The following is a 1,195-nucleotide window of genomic DNA, read 5'->3' on the forward strand; positions in this document are numbered from 1 at the left end:
GCGGTAGCAAGCAATCGAGCACTGAACCAGCGGATATCAGAACAGGCAGTTTTAGTGATAGCCCGGTATCAGGCCTATATTATGAAACAGAAACACAGTCAGGCATGACGAATGAGCGTGGTGAGTTTTCTTATAGCGATGGCGAACAGGTTAAGTTCTCTATTGGTGGAATCTATCTAGGTACATCAGAAGCACAGGAACTTATCACGCCTTTTGATCTATCCGGTTCCGCCCCGCTAAACAGTGAAAAAAGTATCATTACAAGTCTGCAAAGCACCGACATATCCAGCTTTGACCGCGTCATCAACATAGCGACACTCCTTCAGGCACTCGACCAGGACGGCGAGCCTGAGAACGGCATAGACCTTGGAAACGCTCACACAGAATTAGAGCTTTCAACAATCAATTTCTATGTAAAGGCCTCCCAGTTTACCGAGCAAGTCGATTTTAAAGGCGTTCTATCGCAACTCAATATCGAAAGCCACAGAACCTTCACTCAAGCAGCCCAACATCTTTATGAAAACCTCGATATCAGTATCGAATCAAACCTTAACTCTGCAGTTTTATCGAATGAAGGTAAGTTAGATAAAACCCTCGTTCAGTATTCATACAGCCAAGAGCGGCTTCTAACAAGCCAGGAAACAGACTTCAATAACGATGGAACTGTCGACAAAACCATTCACTACAGCTATGACAGTCAAAACCGTTTAACGCAAACATCTGATAGCGCGTCAAATACAGTTGAAACAATCAGCTATGATGATGACGGTAATATCCTGAGCAAAGAAATAGATAGACCTGAAGACGAACTCGATATATTGCAATCCTACACTTACCAAGACTCTCTACTGTCAAAACTCGAAACTGATTTGGGGAATGATGGCACAATAGATATTTTGGCAGAATATCAATATGACACCGAGGGCAATGTTATTCTGTATACAGTCAGTCGCAATAGCGAACTTGCTTCAAGCGTCTCATATACATACTCCGGAAACAGGCTTAGATCTCAATCTGAGGATAGTGATAATGACGGCGAAGCAAACTCTTCAATCAGCTATAACTATGACTTAAACGGCAATATGCTAAGCCAGCATAACATTCGATCCAACCAGGAAAACACTCAAACTTCTATAAGCCGCTTCAGCTACGACAGTAACAATCGCCCAAACCGCTACGAGCGTGATGATAACCA

1 protein-coding gene is annotated in these 1,195 nt (G+C 43.1%); it reads left to right on the plus strand.

Annotated features, from left to right (window positions below):
* On the plus strand, window positions 1-1,195 hold a 1,195-nt coding region (locus A3735_RS30065), incomplete at both ends, for a hypothetical protein (RefSeq protein ID WP_197485580.1).

The organism is Oleiphilus sp. HI0061 (genome assembly GCF_001635675.1).